18 protein-coding genes, 2 tRNA genes and 4 pseudogenes are annotated in these 20,264 nt (G+C 68.7%); 11 read left to right on the forward strand and 13 right to left on the reverse strand.

What is annotated here, in order from left to right:
* Positions 1-8 precede the first annotated feature (8 nt).
* The 4 genes from ABZ896_RS21965 (at position 9) to ABZ896_RS21980 (ending at position 3,600) form a co-directional block, all read left to right on the forward strand.
* Complete coding sequence (locus tag ABZ896_RS21965) at positions 9-1,373, forward strand: hypothetical protein (RefSeq protein WP_360931495.1); 1,365 nt, start codon at positions 9-11, stop codon at positions 1,371-1,373.
* 106 nt (positions 1,374-1,479) lie between these two features.
* Positions 1,480-2,121, forward strand: coding sequence for a DUF6461 domain-containing protein (locus ABZ896_RS21970; RefSeq protein WP_360931498.1), 642 nt, complete (start codon positions 1,480-1,482; stop codon positions 2,119-2,121).
* Between the two features lie 431 nt (positions 2,122-2,552).
* A complete protein-coding gene (locus tag ABZ896_RS21975) occupies positions 2,553-3,203 on the forward strand; it encodes a hypothetical protein (protein ID WP_360931501.1) in 651 nt (216 codons plus the stop codon).
* 34 nt (positions 3,204-3,237) lie between these two features.
* Positions 3,238-3,600, forward strand: a complete 363-nt coding sequence (locus ABZ896_RS21980; RefSeq protein WP_360931504.1) for a hypothetical protein — start codon at positions 3,238-3,240, stop codon at positions 3,598-3,600.
* 64 nt (positions 3,601-3,664) lie between these two features.
* Here ABZ896_RS21980 and ABZ896_RS21985 read toward each other — a convergent pair whose 3' ends face one another.
* The 3 genes from ABZ896_RS21985 to ABZ896_RS21995 all read right to left on the reverse strand — a co-directional run bounded on the left by ABZ896_RS21985 (position 3,665) and on the right by ABZ896_RS21995 (position 6,885).
* Positions 3,665-4,369 carry a response regulator transcription factor gene (locus ABZ896_RS21985; protein WP_360931507.1) on the reverse strand — a complete coding sequence of 235 codons (705 nt, stop codon included), beginning with the start codon at positions 4,367-4,369 and terminating at the stop codon, positions 3,665-3,667.
* A 567-nt stretch (positions 4,370-4,936) separates the two neighbouring features.
* The gene (locus ABZ896_RS21990; RefSeq protein ID WP_360931510.1) at positions 4,937-5,317 is read right to left on the reverse strand and encodes a nuclear transport factor 2 family protein; all 381 of its coding nucleotides are present in this window, start codon (positions 5,315-5,317) and stop codon (positions 4,937-4,939) included.
* A 92-nt stretch (positions 5,318-5,409) separates the two neighbouring features.
* Positions 5,410-6,885, reverse strand: a complete 1,476-nt coding sequence (locus ABZ896_RS21995; protein ID WP_360931513.1) for an MFS transporter — start codon at positions 6,883-6,885, stop codon at positions 5,410-5,412.
* A 212-nt stretch (positions 6,886-7,097) separates the two neighbouring features.
* On the opposite strand from ABZ896_RS21995, the gene ABZ896_RS22000 reads away from it, so the two are divergent.
* From ABZ896_RS22000 to ABZ896_RS22015, 4 genes are all read left to right on the forward strand, one after another.
* Positions 7,098-8,018 (forward strand): helix-turn-helix transcriptional regulator, encoded by a 921-nt coding sequence (locus ABZ896_RS22000; protein WP_360931516.1) that lies wholly within the window; start codon positions 7,098-7,100, stop codon positions 8,016-8,018.
* Positions 8,019-8,356: 338 nt separating this feature from the next.
* Positions 8,357-9,361: an alpha/beta hydrolase gene (locus tag ABZ896_RS22005; protein ID WP_360931519.1), complete on the forward strand. Its 1,005-nt coding sequence runs from the start codon at positions 8,357-8,359 to the stop codon at positions 9,359-9,361.
* 127 nt (positions 9,362-9,488) lie between these two features.
* Entirely contained in the window at positions 9,489-10,253 is a 765-nt protein-coding gene (locus ABZ896_RS22010; protein ID WP_360931523.1) for an NAD(P)-binding domain-containing protein, read from the forward strand.
* Positions 10,254-10,366: 113 nt separating this feature from the next.
* Positions 10,367-11,398, forward strand: a complete 1,032-nt coding sequence (locus ABZ896_RS22015; RefSeq protein ID WP_360931526.1) for a helix-turn-helix domain-containing protein — start codon at positions 10,367-10,369, stop codon at positions 11,396-11,398.
* Between the two features lie 73 nt (positions 11,399-11,471).
* Here the strand turns inward: ABZ896_RS22015 and ABZ896_RS22020 are convergent, their stop codons facing one another.
* Together ABZ896_RS22020 and ABZ896_RS22025 are read right to left on the reverse strand one after the other, a co-directional pair.
* Positions 11,472-11,966: a hypothetical protein gene (locus ABZ896_RS22020; RefSeq protein WP_360931529.1), complete on the reverse strand. Its 495-nt coding sequence runs from the start codon at positions 11,964-11,966 to the stop codon at positions 11,472-11,474.
* Positions 11,967-12,631: 665 nt separating this feature from the next.
* Positions 12,632-13,251 (reverse strand): annotated as a pseudogene (locus ABZ896_RS22025) (IS1380 family transposase); the annotation flags it as partial.
* 414 nt (positions 13,252-13,665) lie between these two features.
* Here ABZ896_RS22025 and ABZ896_RS22030 point away from each other — a divergent pair.
* Positions 13,666-14,802 carry an amidohydrolase family protein gene (locus ABZ896_RS22030; RefSeq protein WP_360931532.1) on the forward strand — a complete coding sequence of 379 codons (1,137 nt, stop codon included), beginning with the start codon at positions 13,666-13,668 and terminating at the stop codon, positions 14,800-14,802.
* Positions 14,803-14,812: 10 nt separating this feature from the next.
* On the opposite strand, the gene ABZ896_RS22035 is transcribed toward ABZ896_RS22030, so the two are convergent.
* A complete protein-coding gene (locus tag ABZ896_RS22035) occupies positions 14,813-15,295 on the reverse strand; it encodes a transposase family protein (protein ID WP_360931535.1) in 483 nt (160 codons plus the stop codon).
* Between the two features lie 29 nt (positions 15,296-15,324).
* On the opposite strand from ABZ896_RS22035, the pseudogene ABZ896_RS22040 reads away from it, so the two are divergent.
* Positions 15,325-15,500: pseudogene (locus ABZ896_RS22040) on the forward strand (NADPH:quinone oxidoreductase family protein); the annotation flags it as partial.
* Between the two features lie 226 nt (positions 15,501-15,726).
* Here ABZ896_RS22040 and ABZ896_RS22045 read toward each other — a convergent pair.
* The 4 genes and pseudogenes from ABZ896_RS22045 to ABZ896_RS22060 all read right to left on the reverse strand — a co-directional run.
* Positions 15,727-16,647: a pseudouridine-5'-phosphate glycosidase gene (locus ABZ896_RS22045; RefSeq protein ID WP_360931538.1), complete on the reverse strand. Its 921-nt coding sequence runs from the start codon at positions 16,645-16,647 to the stop codon at positions 15,727-15,729.
* A gap of 1 nt (position 16,648) precedes the next feature.
* Positions 16,649-17,764 carry a carbohydrate kinase gene (locus tag ABZ896_RS22050; RefSeq protein WP_360931541.1) on the reverse strand — a complete coding sequence of 372 codons (1,116 nt, stop codon included), beginning with the start codon at positions 17,762-17,764 and terminating at the stop codon, positions 16,649-16,651.
* Between the two features lie 73 nt (positions 17,765-17,837).
* Positions 17,838-18,670, reverse strand: a pseudogene (locus tag ABZ896_RS22055) (LLM class flavin-dependent oxidoreductase).
* Between the two features lie 48 nt (positions 18,671-18,718).
* Positions 18,719-19,221 (reverse strand): annotated as a pseudogene (locus ABZ896_RS22060) (hypothetical protein); the annotation flags it as partial.
* 55 nt (positions 19,222-19,276) lie between these two features.
* On the opposite strand from ABZ896_RS22060, the gene ABZ896_RS22065 reads away from it, so the two are divergent.
* Complete coding sequence (locus tag ABZ896_RS22065; protein ID WP_360931544.1) at positions 19,277-19,498, forward strand: NUDIX domain-containing protein; 222 nt, start codon at positions 19,277-19,279, stop codon at positions 19,496-19,498.
* Positions 19,499-19,611: 113 nt separating this feature from the next.
* Here ABZ896_RS22065 and ABZ896_RS22070 read toward each other — a convergent pair whose 3' ends face one another.
* The 3 genes from ABZ896_RS22070 to ABZ896_RS22080 form a co-directional block, all read right to left on the reverse strand.
* Positions 19,612-19,773: a hypothetical protein gene (locus tag ABZ896_RS22070; RefSeq protein WP_360931547.1), complete on the reverse strand. Its 162-nt coding sequence runs from the start codon at positions 19,771-19,773 to the stop codon at positions 19,612-19,614.
* A 172-nt stretch (positions 19,774-19,945) separates the two neighbouring features.
* Positions 19,946-20,019: transfer RNA gene (locus tag ABZ896_RS22075), tRNA-Ile, on the reverse strand.
* Between the two features lie 168 nt (positions 20,020-20,187).
* Positions 20,188-20,260: transfer RNA gene (locus ABZ896_RS22080), tRNA-Asn, on the reverse strand.
* Between the last annotated feature and the right edge of the window lie 4 nt (positions 20,261-20,264).

Genomic DNA, 20,264 nt, shown 5'->3' on the forward strand with positions numbered 1-20,264 from the left:
GAGAAGTCATGACCTCATCACGTATCAGATGGGTGCTGCTCGCTCCGCTGCTCACCATGGCCCTCACGGCGACCGGCACCGCCGGCGCCGCCGAGGGCGGGGCCGCGCCGTCCCGTACGCCGCTCACCGGGGCGGCGGAGAAAACCGCGGTGCCCCTGGAGAGCGCCGCCTTCACCGCCGAGGACTCCTGCTCCCGGCTCCCCGCCGCGGCCCGCGCGACCGTGCCCGACGCGGTCACCGCGTGTGTGAGCGTGGCCGAGGGCACGGGCGCGGCGCCCCGTGCGAAGACCGCCGCGTCCACCCCGACGGCCGCCGGCCTCGCCGCGGACGACCCGGGCGGTGACGGCCTCGGGACGGAGTTCGAACCGGACGCCGACGACCCGGAGCCGCCCCCGCCCTCGTGTGTGCTGACCAGTCCGGGAAACTGGAGCTGGAGCCGCACCGGCGGCCTGTGCCTGAACGGCGCCGAAGTCACGTACACCCTCTACGACTCGAACGCCAAGCCCATCGGCACCGGCCTCATCCAGGTCAACTCCACGCTCGCCACCTCGTACAAGTCCCTCGACCTCAACGAGACGATCACCGCCAAGCTGGTCCGGGTCAGCGGCGATGTGAAGAGTCTCGTGGTGAAGATGCAGGTGGGCTGCGAGGCCGGCTGTTCGACGGTGACGAAGCAGCCGTGGTACGGCAACGCCGAGCTGACCGAGGGCATGGAGAAGACCGGGAAGACCAAGTACAGCGGCGACAACTTCGCGGCGGACACCACCCGTTCGTCCTTCCGCACCAACTACAGGATGTACGTGACGATGCCGGGCGCGACCCCGGTCGACCCCAGCGCCTCCTGGTCCAGCCCCTCGGCCGGCAAGATCCGCTGCGACAAGGAGCAGCCCCGGCTGCGCGGCTGCGTCATACCCACCGACGACCTCCCGGTGCTGAGCTATTCGCAGTCGCACGAGAAGTACGGCCTGGTCGTGCCGATCTACCAGGAGATCATGCGGCGCCGGGGCACCGACGTCCTGCACGCGGTCAACCAGGCCACGGCGAACAGCAACCGCACCGCGACCTGCACCCCCTTCACCAACCTGTACCCGGGGGTGACGGGCAAGGACAGCTGCGACGAGTTCCCGCCCGCCAGCACCAAGGAGGGCGGCCAGGACGGCACCCTGTGCGCCGAGTTGACCCCGCAGGTGGTGAACGGCGTGTGGTCCGCCCCGGCGACGTTCGACGACCGTCCGGCCACGGGCAACGAGACCTGTCTACGGCTGCACATCAGCCAGCGCGCCAACAGCTCGGCGGGCGGAGTCCTCGGTTCGCTTCGCAAGTACGAGCGACTCGTGGAGGGTGACCCGTTCCGCATCGAGTTCACGGCGTAGGAACCCGGCATGATGAACCGGGCTCCCCGCGGAGCTCGTTGGCCGCGGGGAGCCCGCAGGCTCGACCCCGGTAGGCACTGCCGGGCCGGAAAGACGGAGGCAGACCATGGCTGCAGGCACGGACGCACACACGCTCACCTGGGCGACGGCCTGGATGTGCGTCACGTTCACCCGGGGGCTGGGCCCCGAGGAGGTGTTCGCCCGCTACGGGGCCGATCCGGGGCAGGCGCGTCCGCTCGACGCGGACGAGGCCTCGGACCTTCTCCCGGGCGGCTCCGGTGACGGGGAGGTCTCGCTGCTGCGGTCCGGGAGGCTCGGCGACTGGGCCTTCTGCGTCGAGGAGGACGGTGCCGTCGGATCCTGGAACGAGGTGCTGACGGCACTGTCCCGCGGCACCGAGACGTACAGCGTGCTGACCACCGACGGGCTCGACGTGTTCCAGTACTGGCGCGACGGCGAGTGCGTCGAGAACTTCGAGCCGGGCATGGAGCACACGCGGCCCGAGCGGCCCGACTCCTGGTGGGACCGGGTGGAGTCGGCGCTCGCCGAGCACGAGGGCGAGGACACCGGCATGGCCCCGGTGGTGGCCCTCCTCCTCGACCACCTCGGCATCCCCCTGGACGACACCACCCTCGCCGCCCCCTGGCCCACCCTGACCCTCACCGAGACCGACACCCCGTCGCCCCCACGCGGCGACACGTACGCGGGCGAGGGCCCGGTACCACCCCAGCACCCGCTCGGCGGCTGAGGCCGTCGTCGGCCGGGTGTGAAGCGTTGGAGTGGCCCGCGCGGGCTCACGCCATGACGGCCTTTGAAGGCACGAGTGAAGGGCGAGGCCTCCTCGAAACCGACCGCCCAGGCGATGTCCGTGACACTCCGGCCCGTCCACCCCGGGCCGGCGACCAGCCGGACAGGGCCGTGGCGTTCGAACGGGTCGGCGCAGGCGATGCGGCGGGGCGGGGCGCCGTCGTAGACGGTGAGGAAGTGGCGTGTCATACCGGTGCTACCTCACTTCGCACCTTCAGCGGTCCCATCCCCCCTGATCTGATCTTGATCTGGCGCGGAGGGAAATCTCAGCGATTCTCTTATGCCACGTTGATTTGACGTGGCGGCGACGCGTGTCTAATGAAACCAGTCGCCAGGGAGTTCTCCGGAATTCCCCACCGAAAGGAATCGCCCATGGTACTCGCACGCCGAATGCACAAAAACGCCAAGAGATTCTCCGCAGCCGCGGGAACGGTCACCGCTCTCGCGGTCGGCGGCACCCTGCTGCTGACGCCGTCCGCGTCCGCCGCCGACCAGCCCACCATCCGGCAACTCGTGGAAGCCTGCAACACCACGAGCAGTTTCTGCAGATTCCATCCGCAGAAACTGGAGTCGTACATCGGACCGAACCACCAGGTCGGCGCCACCGTGTACAACTGCGGAACAGGCGACGGCGAGTTCGGCGTCGGCGGCCAGGACACCACCGGCTCCAGCGATTCCGTCGGCGTCGCGATCACCACGTCCGCCGGTTTCGAGGGCGTCTTCGAAGTGGCATTCGAGACCAGCTACAACCACACCTGGGAACGCAGCCACACCGACACCGTCGAATACAAGAAGCACCTCGAGCCGGGACAGAAGGGCTGGATAGAGCGCGGGACCGCCAAACAGAAGGTCACCGGCTGGTACGAGATCCAGTTCAAGAAGCGCTACTACGGCCATTTCGACTGGTACGTCTACAACTACACGGAGTCCGGTTTCGACACCTCCCACCCGAGCGCCGGCTACACCAACCTCAAGAGCGCCCCCATGACGGCGACCGAACGACAGCAGCACTGCAACCGCTGACCCGCCACCCCCCACACAGAAACCGGAACCAGTCATGAAGCTCAGAAGGAACATCACCGTGGCGGTACTGGCCGGGGCCGCCGCCCTGGCAGGTCTGGCGATGCCGGCGACGGCCTCGGCCGCCGACAAGTACGGCCAGGTGCAGGTGTGCAGTCAGTCGAACGAACAGGTCAGGTTCTACCTGGTCGGCGAGAACCAGCACGGCGACTGGGTCGGCTCGCAGTTCTGGGACGTCGCCCCGCACAAGTGCACCGTGGCCAAGGACTACTGGTGGACCCTCGGACGGTCGGTCGAGTTCCACCACCAGAAGCCCAGCACCGGCTGGCGCTGGGAGCCGCGCGTGCTCCCCGCCAACGGCAACAAGAACGGCAGCACCATCAGGCTCGACATCGGGTAGTGGAGCCCCGGCCCGCCCCTCAGGTCCGCAGGATGCGCACGCACCCTGCGGACCTCTCCTTCCGTCAGGCCCCGGCCGCGTGCAGCCGTCCGACGTCCGTGGCCCTGCCGGAGTACACCAGGTATCCGGCGCCGCGCACGGTGCGGATCAGCGTCCGGTCGGCGTCGTCCAGCTTGCGCCGCAGGGTGTAGACGTACGTCTCCACGACTCCGGACTCGCCCTGGAAACCGTAGTTCCACACGACGTCGAGGATCTCCGCCTTGGAGACCACCTTGCCGGCGTTGCGCACCAGGAGCCGCAGCAGCGCGAACTCGGTGGCCGACAGGGGCACGGCCCGCCCCTGAAGCCACACCTCCCGGGTGTCCTCGTCCAGTTCCACACCGGCCGCGCGCAGCCGGCGGTCGGGCCGGGGGGCGTCGTACGCTCCCCTTCTCCGGCACCTGCGGACCAGCGCCCGCAGCCGCGCGTTCAGCTCGGTGAGGTCGAACGGGACGGTGAGGTAGTCGTCCCCGCCCATGGCCAGCGCGTGGCACTTGTCCTCGACGGCGGTCCGGTCGCTGAGGAAGAGCACCGGGGTGTCGATCCCCTCCCGCCGCAACCGGTGACAGACCTCGACGCCGCCCAGGTCGGGCAGCGCCGTGTCGAGCAGTACGGCGTCGGGTTCCCGGTGGCGCGTCTGGTGGATCATCTCGGCCCCGGTGGCGACGAAATGCGCGTCGAAGCCGATGAAGCGCAGGGCCATGACGAGCGTCTCGGCCGTGCTGGTCACTTCCCGGCCCACCAGGACGCAGGGGTGATCGGGTACACGCGGTTCTTTCATCACGCTCGCGCACTTTCGGTCGTCGGTACACGTTCGAGCGGTGGGGGGTGAGGGTGGGGACCCGTGTGTCGAGCGCTCCATGGAATCGATTCCATAAACGGAACAAGTTATTCCGAACGCCCGGTCCAAGCTGAGCATGCGGGCTACGCCCAGGTCAAGGGCGTACGTGAGAGTTCAAGCACATGCATACGCGGGCCCGAACCCGAGGCCCGCGACGATCGCCGCGGTCAGCACCGCCAGGACGGCGGGCAGCCCGGCGCCGGCTGAACGACCGCGTAGTCGACCAGAGGGCCGCTCGCGGACGCACCCCACGCCAGTGCGCCCAACGCCGCACCCGTCAGCGAACCGGCGGCCTGCGTGACGACGTACGGCAGGACGCACCGTCCGGGGAAGGGTTCATGTGCGCACCGGAGCGCCACCCCCACGGACCGCGGATCAGCAGGAACGCGAGCACCCCCACCAGCGCGAACCCGTACAACGCGTACCAGTTGCTCGCCTGTGGCGGGGTGGCCGGTGTCAGAACATCGTGTTGTCGTTGGCGCTCTTCTCGGGCACTTCCTGGATGACGTCCCAGTGCTCGACGATCTTGCCGTCGGCGAGGCGCCAGAAGTCGGCGACGGCCATGCCCCGGTCGCCGGGCTTGAGGTGCAGGTTGCTGTGGGTGACCACGAGGTCCCCTTCGGCGACGGCCCGCTTGATGTCCAGGCGCAGGTCGGGGAACTGTCCGCGCAGCCAGTGGACGTAGCCGACGAAGGCCTGCGGGCTGTCCTGCGCCTCCGGGTTGTGCTGGGTGTAGGTCTCGCCGAGGTACGCGGCGGCGGCCTCTTCCGGCTGGTAGTCGTTGAACGCCTGCTCGTAGAACGCGATCACGAGCGCCTTGTTGTCGGCAGCCGACACGGGCCTCTCCTGTCTTCCGGTCTGGGTGACACGTCCGCGATCGCGGTGACCTGGGGCGGACGACCATGCCTGAGGCGACAGTATCTGAGGTTTCAGACAATCGCCCGTCGAGAGGAGAGGTATTGCGTGGTTTTGGCATTGCCCCCGGAGGAAGGGCGCAGGAACACGGCACTGGTGAGCGCGCCGAGGACGACGAGGGCGGCGTTGACCGCGATGGCCGTCTTCAGTCCGCCGAGGACGGCCGCCGTTCCCGTGCCGGTCATCGCGCCGGTGGCGATGGCGCTCATCATCGGCGTGCCCATGGTGATGCCGATCTGCTGGGTCATGGTCGCGAGCCCGGTGGCCAGGCCCTGTTCGTGGTCGGCGAGACCGGAGGTGGCGGTGACCATGAAGCCGACGATGGCGAGCATGTTGCCCACCCCGCCGGCGAAGGTGGCGACGAGCAGCAGCCACAGCGAGGAATGGGCGGTGCCGAGGCCGAGCAGGGCGGCCGTGAACACGGTCTGGAGGATGCCACCGGTGACCAGCGTCCGCTTGCTGCCGATCCTCCCGATGACCTTCGGGGCGACCGATCCGCCGACGACCGTCCCGATGCCCAGCACCCCGAAGGACAGACCGGCGGCCAGCGGGGAGAAGCCGAGCACCTCCTGGAGGTAGAGGGTCAGCAGGAAGACCAGGGACGTCTCGGTGAGGAAGGCGATCAGACCGGCGACGTTGCCCCAGGCCACCGACCGCCTGCCGAGCACGCCGAGCGGCACCAGCGGGGCGCTCACCTTGCGCTCGACGGCCCAGAAGACGATCAGCGACAGCACGCCGGCCGCCAGCGGCAGCAGGGCGCTCGCGGAGCCCCAGCCGTGCTCGCCGGCCTGGGTGAGGCCGAGGACGACGGCCAGCAGACCGAGGGTGACGCTGACTGCGCCTGGCACGTCCAGCTTCGGGCGCTCGTCGGGCCGGGACTCCTTGATGACCGTCGGGGCGACGATCAGGACGGCGAGGGCGACGGGCACGTTGACGAAGAACGCCCAGCGCCAGGAGAGCAGGTCGGTCAGCACACCGCCGAGGACCGCGCCGGTGGTGAACCCGGCGGACATCAGGGCCCCGTTGAGGCCGAGGGCCTTCTCCCGCAGCGGGCCCTCGGGGAAGGAGGTCGTCATGAGCGAGAGGCCGGCCGGGGTCACCGCGGCGGTCGCGAGTCCCTGGAAGACCCGGGCCGTGATCAGCACCTCCGGGTTCTGTGCGAGACCGCCCACCAGCGAGGACGCGCCCAGCACCACCAGGCCGCCGAGGAAGAGCCGACGGCGCCCGAACAGGTCCGCGATCCGGCCGAACAGCAGGGTGAAGCCCGCCGCGCACAGGGCGAACGCGGTGCCGATCCACTGAAGACGCGCCAGCGAGAATCCCAGGCCCTCGCCGATCACCGGCAGCGCCACGTTCAGGATGGAGAAGTCCACGGCCAGCGTGAACTGGGCCGCGAGCAGCAGTACCAGCACCAGTCGCAGACGCGGGGTGAGGACGGCGGGGGCCGTTCCCGCGGCCGTACGGGCCGTGTCCGAATCGGTGACGGACATGAGGGCGAGTCCCTTTCGTCGAGGTTCGTTCGAGCTTCGGCGGCGCGTCTGTCGTGCACACCGCCGGGAAGCAGACTCGTCTCGGCCCGGCACCCCAGCCAGCACCCTGTCTCGCACAGTCAGCGCGAGGGTGGTCATCACATGACCACCCTTGTAGCTCACGCCCGGCACGGCGGATGGGCATCATGAAGGGGAGCGAACGGGAGGCATCGATGGGCGCTCCGTCCGAGCTGGGGGACTTCCTGAGGTCCCGCCGTGCCGCACTGCGCCCGGAGGACGTCGGCATCACCCCGCATCCGACCCGCCGCCGGGTCAGCGGGCTGCGCCGCGAGGAGCTGGCCATGCTCGCCGGGGTCAGCATCACCCACTACACCCGTCTCGAACAGGGCCGCGCCCTCAGCGCCTCCGACTCCGTACTGGACGCGATCGCGCGCACCCTGCGGCTGACCGACGACGAGACCGCGCACCTGAAGAACCTGTCCCGCCCCACCACCGCCCGCCCCGCCGCGCCCAGGGCGGAGCAGGCCGGCCCCTCGGCACGGCAGCTGCTGGCGGCCATGTCGGAGGTCCCGGCGCTGATCCTGGACCGCCGCAACGACGTACTGGCCTGGAACCGGCTGGGGCACGCACTGCTCGCCGCGCACCTGCCCGCGGACAGTCCCGGGACGCCGGCCACCCGGCCGAATGTGACGCGGATGCTGTTCCTGGACGACCGCTATCGCGCCCTGTACACCGACTGGCACGACGAGGCACAGCTCGCGGTCGCCTCACTGCGGCTGATCGCCGGCCGGCACCCCGACGACCGCCGACTGACCGAACTCGTCGGCCAACTCACCATGCAGTGCGACGAGTTCGCCACCCGCTGGGCCCGGCATCCGGTGCGCACCTGCACCTCGGGCGTGAAGCGGCTGCGCCACCCGCTGGTCGGCCCGATGGCCCTGAGCTTCGAGAACCTCGTCATCCCCGGCACGTCCGGCCACCGCCTGATCGCCTACACAGCCGAACCGGGCTCACCGTCCGAGGCGGCGCTACGCCTGCTGGCCAGCACGACCGCCCACACACCGAACGGATTCAGCCCCGCACTCCAAACCCCTGAATCCACACCCCTGATAAGACGTTTCCGCGGGTCATAGGCGTGCATGGTGGGGCAGGTGGGACTCGAACCCACGGCCGACGGATGATGACTCCTTCGAGGATCTTGGCGACCCTTGTCAGTCTTTTCCGGTCCTTGTGTCCAGCCTGCGTCCAGAACGCGTCCTGGAAGGGATCAGTCCGGCTGGGTATCGAGACGATCACCCAGCTCGGGAGCGTGTCTCCAGCCCACCAGCGGCGGGAGGGCCGGAAACCTGGCCCCGCCATATGGCGGGGCCCTCGGTGGAGGTTCCCGCCATCTGCGGGTGCCTTCGCCGAGGGCCTGCCGCGCACAGTGGTTGCGAACCGTTCCCCACCCTGATCACGAAGGAAAGAACCCATGGCCGACCAGACGACGGCAGACATCCTCGGCGCTGTGACGATCCGGCCGCCGTTCGACCCGGAGCTCGCGCCCGTCGAGGAGGCGGTACGGGGTCTGATGGGGCCGCTGTCGGACGCGACCCTGCCGGCGCACCGACGGTTCATGGCCGAGGGCGTGCCCGGTGTGGAACCGGCCGACCTGACGGCGGGCGGGAGGGTGCGGGTGGAGGAGCGTCACGTCCCGGGACCGGACGGCGCGCCGGACATCACGCTGCTGATCCTCTCCCCCGTCGAGAACCGGGGTCCCAAGGCGGGTATCTACCACATTCACGGTGGCGGGATGGTCTCCGGAGACCGCAGGTCGGGTGTGGACGTGGCCCTCCCGTACGTCGCCGAAGGCAGCGCGGTCGTGGTGTCGGTCGAATACCGGCTGGCACCGGAGCACCCCGACCCCGCTCCCGTCGAGGACTGCTACGCCGGCCTGGTGTGGACGGCGAAGAACGCGGTCGAGCTCGGCATCGACCCGGAGCGACTCCTCGTCATGGGAGGCAGCGCGGGGGGCGGCCTGGCGGCCGGGACCGCGCTGCTCGCACGCGACCGTGCCTTCCCCAAGCTCAGCCACCAGGTGCTGATCTGCCCCATGCTCGACGACCGCTTCGAGACGCACAGCAGCCGCATGCTGGAGGGCGAGGGAGGCTGGAACCGCGGCCACACCCTCTACGGCTGGACCTCTCTTCTGGGCGAGCGACGCGGCGGACCGGACGTGTCCCCGTACGCCGCCCCGGCCCGCGCGGAAGACCTCAGCGGTCTGCCCCGGACCTATATCGACACGGGCTCGGTCGAGCCGTTCCGCGACGAGATCCTCACCTACGCCCGCCGCCTGTCCGAGGCCGGCGTGAGTGTCGACCTGCACATGTGGGGCGGCGGCTTCCACGGCTTCGACCAGGTGGCCACCCACGCGGCGATCTCACAAGCCTCCAACGCGACTCGCGACGAGTTCGTACGACGGGCCCTGGAGCTCTGACCGGCCGACCTCAGCCGCCCGGGGCATCCCGTCACCGCGGGCACGCCGCGCCCCCTGTTGGCGTAGCCCAAGCAGTACTGCACTGCGGAAACCCTTCCCTCACCGTCCGAGAAACGAGACGTTCGCCATGCCCCAGACCATCGCCTTCATCGGAAGCGGCAACATCGGCCGCGCCCTCGCCCGCCTCGCCGTCGACGCCGGGCTCGACGTCGTCCTGAGCAACTCGCGTGGGCCCGAGACCCTGGCCGACGTCGTCGCCGAGCTCGGCGCCACCGCCCGCGCCGCCACCCCGGCCGAGGCCGCACGGGCCGCCGACCTCGTCGTGGTCTCCCTGCCGTTCCACGCCTACGACAAGCTCCCCGCCGATGCCCTCGCCGGCAGGACCGTCATCGACACGATGCACTACTTCCCCGACCGTGACGGCCGGATCGAGGACCTGGAGGAGCGGCGCACCACCAGCAGCGAGCTGCTCCAGCGCCATCTGCCGGGATCGCGTGTCGTCAAGGCACTGGGCACCATGGACTTCCTGCGCCTGTACAGCTCGGCCCGCCCCTCGGGCCACCCCGAGCGCAGTGCCCTGCCCCTCACCGGCGACGACGCGGAAGCCAAGACGGAGGCCGTACGATTCCTCGACGCCCTCGGCTACGACGCCGTCGACATCGGCTCGCTCGCCGACAGCTGGCGCCACGAGGCCGGCACCCCCATCAGCGTCCTCCTGCCCTACATCGGTGAGCCGCCCACGGGCATGACCCAGGAGCAGGCGCAGGAGTGGTTGTTCAACGGACCGTCCGCCGTGGTCGGCGCAGCCCGCGTCGAGGAACTCACCGACCAGGCCACCCGCACCGGCCGCGTCGGCCTCTACATGGAGGACATGTTCCCGGTCGGCCGCTGAGCAGGCCTCCGCCCCGCCCCGCGACGAGTTCGTACGACGGGCCCTGGAGATCCGACCGGCCGGACTGGCCCCGGCACAGCTGCCGGAGCGATAGTGGGCCCTGGAGGCATCCCGTGCGTGATCTCATCAACAAAGTCGAAGTAGCCGACGACGCGACGGCCGGCGCGCTGCGCGTCATCGAGCACTTCGACACCCTGGTCGACGAACGGGCACCGCTCGCGGCGGTGATCCGTGCCACGGCCGCGCTCGCGGGATGCGCCGCCGGCCTGCACGACGCCGGCCGCGGCCTCACCCGCCGGTACGATCCAGACGGACGGGCGCTGCCCGACGACATGAGTCCCTCACAGGCCGAAGCCCGGGTCGCGGTGCCGGGGCGGCTCGGTTCATGGGTGTGGCTGGAGCGGACCGGCGCGGACGGGCCGCTCGACGCCCTCATCCTGGAACGTGCGGCTCGCGCCATCCAGACGCTCGCAGGAGGCCCGGCCGGGCAGGCAGCCGACGCCGCGGTGCGCATCGCCTGCGACCCCGACGCCTCGCAGGCCGACCGGCACACCGCCGCCGCCAGGCTGGGACTCACCGGGGCCGTGACCGTCATCGTCAGCGGCTCGGCGGAGTGCTCGACACAGCCCGGCGCCCGGGTCGACGGACGCGTCGTGACGCTGGTCCCCGGAACGCCTGTGCTGCCGCAGGATCTGCGGGCCGGAACGGCACTCGCCGGCGAGCCGGCGCAACTGCCGGACGCCCTGGAGCGGGCTCGCATCGCGCTCCGCCTGACCGATCACCTGGAGGGAGCCGGGCCGTCCGTGGTGGCATTCGAGGATCTCGGAGCACTCGGCGTGATCGCCGAGCGAGTCACCCCGCGGGACGCGGCGGCCGCCGCCGACGTCCGCCGCCTCGACGAGGTTCGGGCTGCCCGCCCCTGGGTGATCGACACCCTCCAAGCCGTTCTCGACCAGGTCAGCCTGCGCCAGGCCGCCTCCCGTCTCCACCTCCACCACTCGACGCTCCAAGAGCGCCTGACCTGGCTCGCGGCCCAACTCGGATACCCGCTCACGGGGCCTGGCGGCCGCCAGCGTGCCGCAGCCGCCGTCCTGCTGTGGCGGATCGCCCACAGCGAGGACGAGAACACCGACAGCGACGGGTGACGGCGAACTACAACGCAGGAGGCGACTGCAGCCTGTTCACGCTCCCACTCTCCCGCCACCTCACGCCTTGCCACTAGACGGTCATATGGGCGTAGACCAAGGGCGCGGCCACCTCGCTCTCGTCGACGGTCACCCGGGCCGCCCCGGCCCTGTCGCCCTGCTCGGGGATGTCCGCGTAGAGGCCGGCGAGGTGCCCTTCGGTTGCGATCTTCCAGCGCAGTCCGACCGAGTCGATGTCGTCCTGCTCCAGGACGACGTCACCCGCCCCCAGGTCCCCGGTGGTCTTGCCCAGAGAGGTCAGGAACTCCTTGAGGCCCGCAGGTGTGGTGCGGAATCGCAGGTAGAGGTCCTGGCCGCCCTCCGCACTGTCGTCGCCCGGCATCACCAGGTAGGAGGCGTCCCCGGCACCGGCCGGCACCGCAAGCCGGAAGGCCCTCTGAAGTGCGGCGTCGGGAATCCCCCGCTTCCCGGCCGGGGCGCCGGAGGAGGACGTGGACGACGGGGACATCCTCACCGTGGCGCCCACCACCGGCCACGCCATCAACGCGACGGCGGCGAGCAACAGCACACCGCACAGCACCAGCAACTGGCGCGCTGAAGGGCATCACGGCTTCTTCCTCATCGTGGACACGACACCTTCTGCCGTTGCGACAGCAGCGTACGTCGTGGCGTGCGGTCCTCGCAGCTGCCGCAGCCGGCAGCGGGTCGCCAGAAATTGAGGATGTGGGCAGCGGCCTGCGCCAGGCACCCGCTCCCCTGCGATCCCAGTCGATGAGGGACGGCTTGGGGCGGGTTCTCATCTTCACCGACCGACGGTGAACTGCCGGGCCACAGCGGGCGTTTGATGTCGGCGTGCGCCGACGTCTCAAAGTGCTCCGGACCCTTTGTCTGTACACCGGCCGGTACCAGGGCGGTTGCAAGTTCCGGGATCGCGTAGATCGCCCGCCACCAGCGGGAGTTGACGCAGCAACAGCACAGGCACGAGACCGCTGATCACATCGAGGTCCCGTGCCTGCTGCTCCATCCTCGTCCGGGGCGCAGCGAGCGTTGTCGGTCGTGCTCGCGCCGTGGCGTGGTCGGCGCGCCATCCATGCTCCGGGCACGATCGTGTGTGATGTCGCGGCCGCAGACACGGCCGTGGTCCGGGTTGCTCCTGGTTCCTGGTCGTGGGTGGGCGGTGGTTCCCTGTTGTCAGGTCACGGGTTCGAGTAGCGCGGCGAGGCGTTCGAAGGCTGCGACGAGGTCGATGCCGATCAGAGCGAGTTCGAGCCACGCCTGGTTGATGGCGAACTGCCGCGACGGGAACCGGCCGAACCCGGTGGTCTTGCCGGTGCGGATGCGGTCCTCGACGCGGGCGTGGCAGCGGTGCTGCACTTCAAGGAATTGGATCGAGCCGCCGTCGTGGGGTGTGTCAGCGGCGAAGACCTGATGCCGCAGTGACAGCTGCGCGCCGGGATGGGTGTTCCCGGCGGCAGATCAGCCGGGTCGCCGTCGAGCGCGGGCACCCAGTCAGCGGTGACGGTGATCGCGGTCCGGATCGGTCCGGTGATCACGACTCCGACGGAGAACCGCGTGTGCGGGCCGTGTTCGTGCAGGCTGCGGATGCGGGCGAGGAACTCGTGGCTGCTACCGGCCCAGTCGGACCGGATGAGGATCGGGCTGCCGTAGGACGGTGATGTGGTCGGCGGCGGTGTACTGCCGGTGTTACCCGGGCGCAGCACCCCGGTCAGGGCTTCACCGATGGCGTCGAGGAAACACAGCAGCGGGTGGTAGCGGACCTGCGCCCAGGCCAGTTCCCGGGCTGCGGCGCCCGCCGCCCGCAGCCGGGCCAAGGCCGCGGTGTCGATCGCATTCCAGGACCCGCCCGGTCACCGCGACGCGGCCTGTTCGTGCGTTGGCCGGCGCTGCCGGTTCAGGCCCACTGCTTGGACGAACCCGCTGGTCAAATCCGTCGTGTCAGCCAGTCGGTCAGCAGACGGTCGCCGCCTGGGAAATCGTGTTTTAACGGTCGTCTCAGGTTCGCTCAATAGGAAGTAGGTGTCAGACGAGCGAGGCAACTCCTGTGTAGGAGGTGTTGATGGTTGTCAATGTAACGCCGTCAGGGAAAGCGCCGGCGCGGCCGGCCCGCACAGCGCGCACGCGGGCGGGTCGCCAGCCCCAACACAGCCGCCGCGCGCCGATGTAACGACGAAGGGTCGAACTGAAGCATCTCGCAGACGGATGCCGTACGGATACCACACCACACAAACACCTGAAGAGAGACTGACATGAAGTCTATGGGACGTCGCGGCTTTCTAGCCGCTTCCACGGCACTTGGCGCTGGTGCCGGCTTGTCCGCGTATGCCGCCGTTTCGGCAGCAGACGGGAACAAGACACCGGACAGTACTGCGGACATCGCATTGCGAGACCGGGACCTGCCCTTCATCGGCACGGAGGAGACCTTTTCGACTCCCACGTTGTTGAAGCTGAACTCCATCAATCAGGACCACATAGCGTTCCTTGAGGAAATTGGCCTTTCGGATCTAGACCAACGCCGCATTGGCGATATGGATGCGGGTGGACTCAACGTTCAAATCCTCTCTGCTCATACACCCTCCGTGCAAAATATCCCCGGGCAAAGGGGCATCGACCTTGCCTATCGCCTTAACCGGCAACTTGTAGACGGGCCGATCGCCAAATATCCGGGCCGCTTCAAGGCTTTCGCCACGTTACCCTTGCAGAGCCCGGAGGCGGCGGCGGACGAACTGGAACGCTCGGTTCGGGAAAATGGCTTCTTGGGTGCACTGACCAACGGACACATCGCGAAGAAGTATCTCGATCATCCCGATTTCGAGCCTGTGCTGGCACGTGCCGTTGCTCTCGATGTGCCGATCTACCTGCATCCCGGCTATCCAGCCGACGAGGTCTTCAAGATCTACTACAGCACCACACGGTCTAAATACACGGAAGAGTACCAAGACTACATTTTTAGTGGGTCTGGATACGGCTGGCACCAGGAGGTGCTGACCCAATGCATTCGGATGATCACGTACGGGGTTTTCGACAGATTCCCCAAACTGAAAATCATCATCGGCCACATGGGCGAAGGCCTTCCCTTCTACTACGAGCGGATCGTCAATGACATGGGCGAGCCAACCAAAAGCTCTCTAGAGAAGCCTATCGGGCAATACTTCCAGGACAACTTCTGGGTCACAACCAGCGCATTCCCCCAGACCGAACTGCTCGATCTCCTGCTGAAGTACATAAGCGTGGATCGAGTGATGTTCGCGACCGACTACCCGTTCGCGGACATAAAGGAGCAGACCGACTGGTTCCGCGGAGTCGATTTGCCACGCGAAGACAAGGAAAAGATTGCGTTCCGAAATGCAGAGAAACTGTTCAGAATGAAAGTGCCCGTGAAGTGATACGCCGGCGTCAGTCGTAGTACGGGGTTCGCGGCTGGAGGCGACATCGAGCCCTGCGGTGCCGGTCGGATCGAGTGGTTGCAGCAGACGGCGGACAGCAGGTGCCGGTGTCGGTGTGGTTGGGTCCGGCCAGACAGGCGCCGATCGCGGCGTCCAGGGCATCGCCGTCGAGAGCGGCCAGGAGCCGGGTGCAAGTGGCATGGGACGGGGCGCGCCGGCGTCCGGGCAGGTGGCGGCGGATACCGAGGTGTTCCAGCACCGTGGTGGTGGCGCGCTGTCCCCACTCGGTGATCTCGGTGATGGTCCGGGCGCCGCAGACGACCGCGCAGGCGCAGATCAACAGCAGGCCGACCAGGGGGTACCACCCGGGTCGGGTACGCGCTGGAGGCGGACTCGCAGGCGGCCGATGCCGTGCTGCTGAGGGGGGCCACTTTCGCCAGAACGGCAGGGGCCGGGGAGGACGGAACGGCAGGCACGGGACCTCCTGCGTCAACTCCCGCTGGCAGCGGACGATCTACGAGATCCCGGAACCCGAAACTGGTCCAGCACTGCCATGAACAGCTCACCGCGTTGTCCACACGGGGAGCGATCAGGCCCATGGTCGGAGCGCGTGCTACTGGAGGGGGCCCGCGGACGCCGCACAGCGCGTCGATGACGGCCTGACCATCGGCCGGGCTGTCGTACTGACGTCGTACTGACAGGAAGCGGCACCACGGCAGGAAAGTCGCCGCGCCTGCTGGCCCCATGGCGTTGCGTTCTTCGGCGGGGAAAAAGAGGTCGGGTTCATCGCGGCACTCAGCCGGGTGGCGCCAATCCATAAATCCGAGTCCCGTCCGGACCGACAGAGGTGGGGCCGCCACAACAGCTCGTAGAGGCAAGGGACATGAGCATCCAGCGTCGCGTGAGGGGAGTGCGTGCCGGCAGTTACTTCTGTGCGAACGCCACTGCGATACGGGCACCCAGGCGGGCGTTGTTGTTGACCAGAGCGATGTTGGCGCGAAGGCTCTCCCCCTCCGTGAGATCGACGATCTTGCCCAGGAGATACGGGGTGGCCTCCTTGCCGCCGATGCCGGCCTTGTCCATCTCCGTGATGGCCTGCTGGATGATTCCCTCGATGCGGTCGGCGGGGATCTCGTCGGCCTCGGGGATGGGGTTGGCGATGTTGAGGCCACCGGTGCCGCCAAGGTCCCAGTGGGCCCGCATCACGGCCGCGATCTTCTCGGGGGAGTCGGCGCGCAGGGGTGAGGTGTGGCCGCTGATCCGGGAGTAGAAGGAGGGGAACTCGTCGGTTCGGTACGTGATGACCGGCACGCCGAGGGTTTCCAGGGTTTCCAGGGTCAGAGCGATGTCCAGGATGCTCTTCACCCCGGCGCTGATCACCGCGACGGGAGAGGTGGCGAGCTCGGTGAGGTCGGCGCTGGTGTCGAAGGTCGTCGGAGCACCGCGGTGCACGCCTCCGATGCCTCCCGTGACGAAGACGCGGATGCCGGCGAGGGCCGCGAGCCGCATGGTGCTCGCCACGGTCGTCGCTCCGTGAGCGCCGCTGGCGACGACGTGTCCGAGGTCCCGGACACTCACCTTGGCGACATCGGGGCTGGTGGCCAGCAGTTCGAGGTCGGCGGCCTCCAGACCGATCCGCGGCCGACCGTGCAACACGGCGATGGTCGCGGGGACCGCGCCGTTGTCCCTGATGATCTGCTCCACCGTGGTCGCCATCTCGACGTTCTGCGGGTAGGGCATGCCATGGCTGATGATCGTGCTCTCCAGGGCGACGACCGGACGGCCGTCGTCCAGGGCGTCCCGCACCTCTTCGGTGATCGTCAGCATGGGGTGATGGCTGGTCATGTCAGTCTCCGTAGGTCTGGTTCATGGCGTCCTCGACGAGGCGCGGGGTCAGGTCGGGTCGTACGGTCGTGGCGGCGGCCACGGTCAGGGCGGCGGCGGCGTGCCCGAAGCGGGCGGCGGCGACGGGATCGGCGCCGTCCAGGAGGGCGTGGACGAAGGCGGCGAGCATGGAGTCCCCGGCACCGGTGACATCCACGACCTCGGTCGGAGGCGCGGGCAGGAAGGTGTGGCCCTGGCCCGTGCTGCTGAGCAGGCTCCCCTCGGGGCCGAGGCGCACCCAGACGTGGCTGACTCCCCGGTCGTGCAGGGCGGCGGCGGCTGCGAGGATCTCCTCGTCGGTGGAGACAGGCAGATTCACCAGTGCGCGCAGTTCGTCCTTGTTGGGCGTCACGGCGAAGTAGGGGCGCTCGGGGACGATCCCGGGGCCCAGGAGCGCGGCTTTGGGCACGCTGACCGGGTCCATCACCACCGGAACGTCGGCCGCCTTGGCCAGGTCGGTGACGTAGCCGAGCGTGGCGGTGGCGAGGTTGCCGTCGAGCACGAGCATGGCGGCGCCGGCTACCAGCTCGCGTGTGTGGTGGAGGTCGGCAGGGGACAGCTCGTTCGTGGCTGTCATGTCGGCGATCGCCACCAGCAGGTCGCCGTCCGAGTCGAGGACGGCGGTGTAGGTGCCGGTGGGGTGGGTGCTGATGTGGACGTGGTCGGTCCGCACCCCTGCGGCCCGGGTGTCGCGCAGCAGTGACTCGCCCGCCTCGTCGCGGCCGACGGCGGCGACGAGATGGGTGGGGGTACCCAGCCGGGCGAGGTTCTCGGCGATGTTCCGCCCGACGCCGCCCGGACTGGTATGTGCACGCCCGGGGTTGCTCGTGTGTCGGGTCACCGGTGCCAGACTGCGCACTTTGTGGTCCATGTTCGCCCCGCCGACCACGACCACCGCGTTCTCGCCGCGCACGATGTAGCCGCGCCCGAGGATGACGCCCTTCTTGCCGAGATTGGAGAGATGGACGTTCACCGCGGCACGAGTGGTTCCCAGTGCGTCGGCCAGTGCCTGAGCTCCGGCCAGCGGGTCACGGCGTAGGAGCGCCAGGATCTCGCGTTCCCTTTGCGTCAACATCATATTTACCATCGTAAGGCCGCTTTACTCGAATAAGGAAGACCTGTGGCCATCGGGGCTTGCGCCCGTCCGGAGCTCACGCCTTGGCGAGATTCCCGCCGCGCAGGGCCGGGATGATCTCCTCGCCGTACACGCGCGGCGTTTCCTCCTTGTTGTCGTGCTGGAGGTAGCCGGCGAACTGGTCGACGCCGAGTTCCTCGAACTGCCTGAGTCTGGGGGTGTGGGTGTTGCCGGCCCGGCCGTGCTCGTTGTAGTCGTACGACTCGCGCCCCTTGATGTGGTCGGTGAGCGCCTGGGGGACCGCGCCGTCCGAGCCGTACTTGGCGACGATGTCGGCTACGTGGTTGCCGACCATGCCGCCGAACCAGCGGCACTGCTCACGCGCGTGCGCCAGGTCGGCCTCGGTGCCGTCGGTGATGTAGATGGGGGCTGCGACGCAGAACTTCACCGACTCGGGGTCACGTCCGGCCGCCTCGGCCGCCGCTCGGACGGTGCGGATCATCCAAGCGGCGATGTCGACGTCCCCGAGCTGGAGGATGAACCCGTCGCCGGTCTCGCCGGCGAGCTTGAGGGCGAGGTGCCCGTAGGCCGCGACCCAGATATCGAGGCGGGAGCCGCGGCTCCACGGGAACTGCAAAGTGGCGCCGTTGTACTCGACTTGTCGGCGACGCGCACGGCCGAGTCACCGCGGCCGATCCCGCAGACGGTGCGGTTGCCGTACATGTCGTTGAGGGTGGCGTAGAGGGACGCGGTGACGGCCCAGTCGCGGGTGGCGGGATTGGTCACCATCGGCCCGACGGTGATCCGCGAAGTCCGCTCCAGGATCCGCGAGTAGACGACGTACGGCTCCTGCCAGAGAATGTGCGAGTCGAAGGTCCAGAAGTGACTGAACCCGTGCTGTTCGGCCAGTTCGGCGAGCGCGACGGTACGCGCGGCCGGCGGAGGGTGTTCTCCGCTTCAGACGAGGTATTGGCTCAGGCCGCGCTTGACGTACCTGCCGTGGCCCTTGGTCCCCAGGTATCGGCCGCCGTCGACGACGACCTTGCCGCGTGAGAGCACGGTGTCGACGTGACCGTCGATCTCGAAGCCCTCCCAGGATCTTCGAGAAGTCCCCCACTCCCCTGTCCTTCTGGCCCTTCATGCAGAACGGACAGTGATCGGTGGACACCAGCTGGATGTCGTTGGTGCGCAGCGCCTGCCACATGTGGTCCTGGTGGCCCTCGCCCGCGAGCGCAGCGGGGTGGAGCACACCCACTTGGCCCCCTCGAAGCAGGGCGCGCCCAGTTGCTCCTCCAGGGAAAGATACAGGTACTGCGGGCACTCTCGCCGAACACGTTCTGGCCGCGGTCGCGCGCGGCCGCTATCTGCTCGACCGCCTGCCTGGCGCTCACGTGCACGACGTAGAGGGGTGCGCCGGTGAGATCGGCGATCATGATCGCTCCGTGGGTGGCCTCGGCCTCGGCCTGCCAGGGGCGGGTCAGCCCTTGATGTACGGGGGGGGTCCGTCCGGCATCCATGGAAGGTCAGCGCGACGGCGCGGTAGCCCTGGCGGTGGTCGTGCACGACCGGCGGGTACTCCTTGTCCGCCGAGCGGTCGCCGAGGGCTCGCTGCTGTGGGTGTTCCCCGGCGGCAAGATGGAACCTGGTGAGACCGCAGAGGACGCGGCACTGCGGGAGGCGCTGGAAGAGACCGGCGCCTTCACCGAAGCCACGCGAGTGCTGGGCAAGCGGAGATGAACTCAACAAGTTGATCCCGGCAGGGCTGTTCACGCCCGTGCAGGCGCACCTGGCCAGCTTGTTGGACGGGTGAGGGGCACCCGCCGGTCAGCACCAGGTACGGTCTCCCGACCTTACTCGCCACCCTCGGGTGAGTCGGTCGGCCTCTTGGCGAGGTGCGGATCGTCGAACACCAGCACCTCCCACCACTCCTGGAACACGAGCGGCTCCTCGGGCTCGGGAAGAGCAACGCGCCGGACCTGCTCCATCGCCTCCTCGAACGAGCTGGGGTACATCTCCTTGACCACTGCGGGATTGATCTCGAAGCGGTCGCAGCAAGCATGAAGCGAGGGGACCGGGGGGAGGGGGCCGTTCCGGCACCTCCGAAGTGGCGGTCGTCGGCACTTCGGTTGAGCTTCGACTGTACTGCGCACCAGGTGAAAACGTTCCTGCGCCAGTAAGCGGGAGTGGGGCGGGTGGGACTCGAACCCACGGCCGACGGATTATGAGTCCGCTGCTCTAACCGGCTGAGCTACCGCCCCATAGCGGCGTGTCGCGTACATGTGTGCGCGCCGTCTGCCGCAGCATAGCCGCTCATACGATCTCCTGCTTCGCAGGGGCGACTTCGCCTGCCCTGGGAGACTCCGCCGTGACCTGCACGGTTCCCCCGCACATGAAAAAGGACCCCAACGGGGTCCTCGATCATCCTGCTCTCCCGACTGGACTCGAACCAGTAACCTGCCGGTTAACAGCCGGCTGCTCTGCCAATTGAGCTACGGAAGATCGA

Origin of the sequence: Streptomyces sp. NPDC047072, from assembly GCF_040643855.1 — a bacterium.
Lineage (GTDB): Bacteria > Actinomycetota > Actinomycetes > Streptomycetales > Streptomycetaceae > Streptomyces.

What these genes read in the sequence shown, in the direction of transcription:
- ABZ896_RS22000 (WP_360931516.1), top strand. Translation starts at nt 7,098, where the DNA reads ATGGGCGCTCCGTCCGAGCTGGGGGACTTCCTGAGGTCCCGCCGTGCC.
- ABZ896_RS22065 (WP_360931544.1), top strand. Translation starts at nt 19,277, where the DNA reads ATGGAAGGTCAGCGCGACGGCGCGGTAGCCCTGGCGGTGGTCGTGCAC.
- ABZ896_RS21970 (WP_360931498.1), top strand. Translation starts at nt 1,480, where the DNA reads ATGGCTGCAGGCACGGACGCACACACGCTCACCTGGGCGACGGCCTGG.
- ABZ896_RS22070 (WP_360931547.1), bottom strand. Translation starts at nt 19,773, where the DNA reads ATGTACCCCAGCTCGTTCGAGGAGGCGATGGAGCAGGTCCGGCGCGTT.
- ABZ896_RS21975 (WP_360931501.1), top strand. Translation starts at nt 2,553, where the DNA reads ATGGTACTCGCACGCCGAATGCACAAAAACGCCAAGAGATTCTCCGCA.
- ABZ896_RS22050 (WP_360931541.1), bottom strand. Translation starts at nt 17,764, where the DNA reads ATGATGTTGACGCAAAGGGAACGCGAGATCCTGGCGCTCCTACGCCGT.
- ABZ896_RS21995 (WP_360931513.1), bottom strand. Translation starts at nt 6,885, where the DNA reads ATGTCCGTCACCGATTCGGACACGGCCCGTACGGCCGCGGGAACGGCC.
- ABZ896_RS21980 (WP_360931504.1), top strand. Translation starts at nt 3,238, where the DNA reads ATGAAGCTCAGAAGGAACATCACCGTGGCGGTACTGGCCGGGGCCGCC.
- ABZ896_RS22005 (WP_360931519.1), top strand. Translation starts at nt 8,357, where the DNA reads ATGGCCGACCAGACGACGGCAGACATCCTCGGCGCTGTGACGATCCGG.
- ABZ896_RS22010 (WP_360931523.1), top strand. Translation starts at nt 9,489, where the DNA reads ATGCCCCAGACCATCGCCTTCATCGGAAGCGGCAACATCGGCCGCGCC.
- ABZ896_RS22045 (WP_360931538.1), bottom strand. Translation starts at nt 16,647, where the DNA reads ATGACCAGCCATCACCCCATGCTGACGATCACCGAAGAGGTGCGGGAC.
- ABZ896_RS22030 (WP_360931532.1), top strand. Translation starts at nt 13,666, where the DNA reads ATGAAGTCTATGGGACGTCGCGGCTTTCTAGCCGCTTCCACGGCACTT.
- ABZ896_RS21965 (WP_360931495.1), top strand. Translation starts at nt 9, where the DNA reads ATGACCTCATCACGTATCAGATGGGTGCTGCTCGCTCCGCTGCTCACC.